Origin of the sequence: Pseudolysinimonas sp. (genome assembly GCF_031389465.1) — a bacterium.
Taxonomy (GTDB): Bacteria; Actinomycetota; Actinomycetes; order Actinomycetales; family Microbacteriaceae; genus Pseudolysinimonas_A.
Map to the genome: position 1 here is coordinate 1 of NZ_JANMSQ010000195.1, position 5814 is coordinate 5814.

6 protein-coding genes and 1 pseudogene are annotated in these 5814 nt (G+C 67.7%); 2 read left to right on the forward strand and 5 right to left on the reverse strand.

The genetic code is table 11. The features are described 5' to 3' along the window. The 5 genes from RMO30_RS07840 to RMO30_RS07860 form a co-directional block, all read right to left on the reverse strand. On the reverse strand, positions 1-328 hold a 328-nt coding region (locus RMO30_RS07840), incomplete at its 3' end, for a potassium-transporting ATPase subunit C (protein ID WP_309711620.1). Between the two features lie 25 nt (positions 329-353). Then, positions 354-2438 (reverse strand): potassium-transporting ATPase subunit KdpB, encoded by a 2085-nt coding sequence (gene kdpB / locus RMO30_RS07845; protein ID WP_309711623.1) that lies wholly within the window; start codon positions 2436-2438, stop codon positions 354-356. Next, entirely contained in the window at positions 2435-4108 is a 1674-nt protein-coding gene (kdpA, locus tag RMO30_RS07850) for a potassium-transporting ATPase subunit KdpA (RefSeq protein WP_309711626.1), read from the reverse strand. Before kdpA ends, kdpB begins: the two co-directional genes overlap by 4 nt. 1 nt (position 4109) lies before the next feature. Beyond that, a complete protein-coding gene (kdpF, locus tag RMO30_RS07855; protein ID WP_309711634.1) occupies positions 4110-4196 on the reverse strand; it encodes a K(+)-transporting ATPase subunit F in 87 nt (28 codons plus the stop codon). Further along, entirely contained in the window at positions 4196-4360 is a 165-nt protein-coding gene (locus RMO30_RS07860) for a hypothetical protein (protein WP_309711628.1), read from the reverse strand. Before RMO30_RS07860 ends, kdpF begins: the two co-directional genes overlap by 1 nt. Positions 4361-4416: 56 nt before the next feature. On the opposite strand from RMO30_RS07860, the gene RMO30_RS07865 reads away from it, so the two are divergent. Next, entirely contained in the window at positions 4417-5331 is a 915-nt protein-coding gene (locus tag RMO30_RS07865; RefSeq protein ID WP_309711631.1) for an EamA family transporter, read from the forward strand. Positions 5332-5340: 9 nt separating this feature from the next. Next, positions 5341-5814, forward strand: a pseudogene (locus RMO30_RS07870) (hypothetical protein); the annotation flags it as partial.

The window sequence follows — 5814 nt, forward strand, 5'->3', positions numbered from 1 at the left end:
CGGCGTTCTCGGGCCCGTAGTTCGATCCGCTCGAGGCCCCGCTGTCGTAGCCCGCACCGGCCGCAGACGGTCGGGGCTGGAACCACTCGGCAAGCGGGTTGCCGTCGGCGTCGCTGAACGACTGACCGATGAGCGACGAGCCGACGACCTGGTCATCGACGCGCACGAGGGAGCCGTTTGCCTGCGCGGGCAGAAGCAGCTGTCCGACGCCGAGAACGACGAGCGGGTAGCCGAGCCCGAGCACGACGGTGAAGATCAGGAGCGCGCGGAGCGCGGTCCAGGTCTGTGCCGTCCAGGGGCCCCGGAACGGGGCGGTGGTGCGAGCCATTTTCTCTGGTCTCCTTGGTCGGGCTCTAGAAGCCCGGGATGAGGCTCACGACGAGGTCGATGAGCTTGATACCGATGAAGGGCGCAATGATCCCGCCGAGGCCGTAGACCAGCAGGTTGCGACTGAGGATCTTCGACGCCGAGACGGCGCGGTACTTCACGCCACGCAGGGCCAACGGGATGAGGGCGACGATCACCAGCGCGTTGAAGATGATCGCGCTGAGGATGGCCGACCCAGGGGAGTGCAGCTGCATGACGTTGAGCGCCGCAAGTCCGGGGAACGACGTGACGAACATTGCCGGGATGATCGCGAAATACTTCGCCAAGTCGTTGGCGATCGAAAACGTCGTCAGCGAGCCGCGCGTGATGAGCAACTGCTTGCCGATGCGCACGATGTCGATGAGCTTCGTCGGGTCGGAGTCGAGGTCGACCATGTTGCCGGCCTCTTTTGCGGCCGCGGTACCCGTGTTCATCGCCACGCCGACGTCGGCCTGGGCGAGCGCGGGGGCGTCGTTCGTGCCATCACCCGTCATCGCCACCAGCCGGCCGCCAGCCTGCTCTCGCTTGATGAGATCCATCTTGTCTTCGGGCGTCGCCTCGGCGAGAAAGTCGTCGACGCCGGCTTCGGCGGCGATTGCCTTCGCTGTGAGCGGGTTGTCGCCCGTGATCATGACGGTGCGGATGCCCATCGCGCGCAGTTCCGCGAATCGCGCGGGCAGCCCGGTCTTGACGACGTCCTTGAGATGGATGACCCCGAGCACCCGACCCGCGGCTGCACCCTTCTCTTTGACGGCGACCACGAGGGGTGTGCCGCCCGACTCGGAGATCCGGGTCACGACGGCGTCGAGGTCCGTCTGCACCGAGGCGGGCACCTTGCCGACCCACTCGGCGATCATCGAGCCCGCGCCCTTACGGATGGCGCTGCCGTCCGCGAGGTCAAGGCCGCTCATCCGGGTCTGTGCGGTGAACGGCACGACAACGGCTCCCGCGGGCAGCTCGACCGAGCCGCCCGCCAAAGTGACAACCGAGGCGCCCTCGGGTGTGGGGTCACCGAGCGAGGAGGTGCGTGCCGCGTCCGCGAGTTGGGCCTCAGTCGTGTCGCCGAGCGGGATGAAGTCGCTCGCCTGACGGTTGCCGTAGGTGATGGTGCCGGTCTTGTCCAGCAACAGGGTGTTGACGTCGCCCGCGGCCTCGACGGCGCGCCCGGACATCGCGAGCACATTGCGCTGCACGAGGCGGTCCATTCCGGCGATCCCGATCGCCGAAAGCAGGGCGCCGATCGTCGTCGGGATGAGGCAGACCAGCAGCGCGACGAGCACCGGGATGCTCGTGGGCTCGCCGGCGTACGACGACATCGGGTTGAGGGTCAGCACGACCACCAAGAAGACGATCGTGAGACTCGACAGCAGGATGCTGAGCGCGATCTCGTTGGGTGTCTTCTGCCGCGCCGCCCCCTCGACGAGCCGGATCATCCGGTCAACGAAGGTCTCGCCAGGCTTCGACGTGATCTTCACGACGATGCGGTCGGAGAGCACCCGGGTGCCTCCGGTGACCGCACTTCGGTCGCCACCGTGCTCGCGTACGACGGGGGCCGACTCGCCGGTGATGGCCGACTCGTCGACCGACGCGATCCCCCAGACGATGTCGCCGTCGCCCGGAATGACCTCGCCGGCGCTGACCACGACGACATCCCCGAGCTTCAGGTCGGCCGAAGAGATCTCGGTGGCCGTCGCAGTGGAGCCGTCGGTGCCCTCGACGTAGCCGCCGAGGCTGTGCGCCGGGGTGCTCGTGCGGGTGGCCCGCAACGTCGCCGCCTGAGCCTTACCGCGGCCCTCGGCCACCGACTCCGCGAGGTTCGCGCAGATCACGGTGATCCAGAGCCAGATCGCGATGCCGGCCGTGAAACTCGGGGCAAGGTTGCTGGAGCGGCCGACAAGGGGTTCGGCGATCGCGATCGCCGTGGTGAGCACCGCTCCTACCTCGACGAGCAGCATGACGGGGTTGCGCCACATCTGCCGCGGGTCGAGCTTGCGCAGGGCACCGGGAAGCGCGACGAGCAGCTGCCGCGCCGAGAAGGCGGCGGCCTGCTTCGACGGGGTGAGGGTGGTCATGACAGTCCTTCTGCGAGTGGCCCGAGTGCGAGCACCGGAAAGTAGGTGAGAGCGGAAACGATCAACACGGCACCCAGGTGGAGTCCCACGAACTGCGGTCGATGCGTCGGCAGGGTGCCGGCGGTGACCGGCAATTTGTCCTGGGCAGCGAACGAGCCGGCGAGGGCGAGCACGAAAACGATCGGCAGGAAACGGCCGAGCAGCATTGCGACGCCGAGTGCGGTGTTGAACCACGGGGTGTTCGCGGTGAGCCCGGCGAACGCCGAACCGTTGTTGTTCGCCGCCGAGGTGAAGGCGTAAAGCACTTCGCTGAATCCGTGTAGTCCGGGGTTCCAGATCGAGGTGCCCTCGACATCCGCCCGCACGGCGGGGATCGCGAACGACAGGGCCGTCCCGAGCAGTACGAGAACCGGGGTGGCGAGGATGTACAGGCTCACCAGCTTGATCTCGCGCGGCCCGATCTTCTTGCCGAGGTACTCGGGGGTGCGTCCGACCATCAGGCCGGCGACGAACACCGCGATGATCGCGAGCACGAGCATCCCGTAGAGGCCTGAACCGACGCCGCCAGGGGCGGTCTCGCCGAGCATCATGTTCACGAGAGCCGTGCCGCCGCCGCCCGCCGTGTAGCTGTCATGCATCGAGTTGACCGAGCCGGTGGAGGTGAGTGTCGTCGAGGCCGCGTAGAGGGTCGACCCGGGGATGCCGAATCGCACCTCCTTGCCTTCCATCGCACCGCCCGCCAGCTCGGGAGCCGTGCCGGCTCCTTGCAGCTCGAAGGCGGTCATCGTGACGACGGAGGCGATGAACAGCACTCCCATCGTTGCGACCACGGCGTAGCCCTGGCGCAGATCGCCGACCATGCGGCCGAAGGCGGCGGGCAGCGAGAACGGCAGGACCAGGAACAGGAAGATCTGGAGCAGGCTCGTCCAGGCGGTGGGGTTCTCGAACGGGTGCGCCGAGTTGGCGTTGAAGAAGCCGCCGCCGTTCGTGCCGAGGAGCTTGATCGCCTCCTGGCTCGCCACCGGACCGCCGGGAAGGTTCTGGGTTCCGCCCGCGAGAGTCGTGACCTCCTGGAATCCCGCGAGATTCTGCACGACACCACCGGCGAGCAGCAGCACAGCTGCGACAACCGAGAGTGGCAGCAGGATGCGCACGATGCCCCGGGTCAGATCGACCCAGAAGTTGCCGATCGTGCCGGACTTGCGCGCAGCGAGACCCCGAATGAGTGCGACCGCGACGGCGATGCCGACTGCCGCGGAGAGAAAGTTCTGCACGGCCAACCCGACGAGCTGCACGGTGTAGCCGAAGGTCAGATCAGGGGAGTACGACTGCCAGTTCGTATTGGTCACGAACGAGATCGCGGTGTTGAACGCGAGGTGCTCGCTCGCCCCCGGGAACCCGAGCGAGTAGGGCAGGATCTCCTGCAGCCGCTGAAGCGCGTAGACCGTGAGGATACCGAGGAGCGAGAAGACGAGCACTGACCGCAGGTAGGCGGGCCAACTCTGCTCGGAGGAACCGTCGACGCCGATCATGCGGTAGAAGCCACGTTCGACTCGCAGGTGCTTCGGCGAGGTGTAGGTATGGGCGATGTAGTCGCCGAGCGGGCGGTGTACGACCGCGAGGGCGATCAGCAGGGTCGCGAGTTGTGCCGCGAAGAAGAGCCACTCCATGTCAGAACTTCTCCGGCTTCAACAGGGCGGCGACCAGATAGGCCACGGCAGCGAGGGCGAGCACCGCGGCGATGATCTCGAAAACCATCACAGTCGCTCGGCCCCCTTTCCGACGGCGGCGACCAGCGCGACGAGCGCGAGGATGCCGGCGATGAACACGACGTCGAGCACGATGCGTTCTCCCTCGATGAGATGGGTGGTGACGATCGAGTCAACGACCGAACCGCGCGCGGTGGGAGGATCCTCACGCAATCCTCACGGCGTGAGCGCCGATCCGGGCGGATCCCTCACGCCGCTATCGTCGTGGGGTGACGGGCGCGCGCTTTTCAGGGGTTGTCGCGCTGGTGCTCGCCTGTCTGCTGTGGGGCACGACCGGCACGGCGGCAACGCTGTTCCCCGACGACGTCAGCCCCCTCGCAATCGGCGCGGCCACGATGGGGCTCGGCGGAGTGCTGCTGTTCGTCACGGCGCCACGCCTGTCACGGGGGGTGTTGCGCGACCCCGTCGGTCGACACTGGGTGGCCATCGGGGCGGTCGGTGTGGTCGTTTACCCGCTCGCGTTCTACACGGGGATGAACCTCGTCGGGGTCGCGGTCGGCAATGTCGTCGCGCTCGGCTCGGGACCGGTCTTCGCCGCACTCATCGAGTGGATCGTCGAGCGCCAACCGCTGTCGACGCGTTGGCTCGTGTCAACTGCGCTCGCCGTGCTCGGAATCACCCTGCTCGCCCTGGGCCGCCAGGAAGGCGGGGATGCCGGCGCGTCACCCGCGCTCGCCGCTCTGGGGGTCGGGATCGGTCTGCTTGCTGGCTTCGCCTATGCGCTCTACACGTATGCGTCCTCGCGCGCGATCCGCGCCGGACACCCCTCCCGCGGCGTCATGGGCGGGATGTTCGGGCTGGGAGCGCTGCCTTTGCTTGTCGTGCTCGCCGTCGTCGGCGGGCCGCTCGCGCAGTCGTGGACGTCGGTCGGACTCGTCGGTTATCTCGTGTTCGGCCCCATGTTCGTCGCCTACCTGCTGTTCGGAATCGGTCTGCGATCGGTGCGCAGCTCGACAGCGACGACGATCACGCTGCTCGAGCCGGTTTTCGCCACCGTGCTCGCTGTGCTCGTCGTGGGGGAGCGACTCTCGGCGGTCGGCTGGATCGGTTTCGGCCTGGTGCTCATCGGGCTTGCCGTTTTGGTTTCGGCTCGTCGCACCCCTTGCGTGACCCCTCCCGCCTAGAATCTGAGCATGACTGACGTACCACCGGGCAATGGCGGACCGGGGGACGACCCCGAGCCGTACGTGCCCTCCGGGGTGCGCCGGTCGACCTACACGTCGCCGGGTTCCGACGCCGAAGGCCCCGACTTCGACGATGACGCGCTCGCGGCGGCTATGGCAGCCGAGGTTGCGGCGTACACCTCCCCCATCTCGATCATCCCGCCGGTGGTCGACCCGATCACGCCTCCGCGACAGGTCGAGGAGCCCACCCCGACCCCAGCGGAAGAGGCGCCGAGCGAAGTATCGAGCGAAGTATCGAGCGAAGTACCGAGCATCCCGACCCCGACGATCGAGACGTCACTCAGCCCGACTCTCGAAGCAATCGAGCGGCTCGAGAGCGAACTCCGGCGTCGAGCCGAAGAGGCTCAGGTCGTCGCACCCCCACCCCCGACACCCCCGCCCCCGACACCCCCGCCCGTCACTCCGGCGGCAAGCGACCCGTTC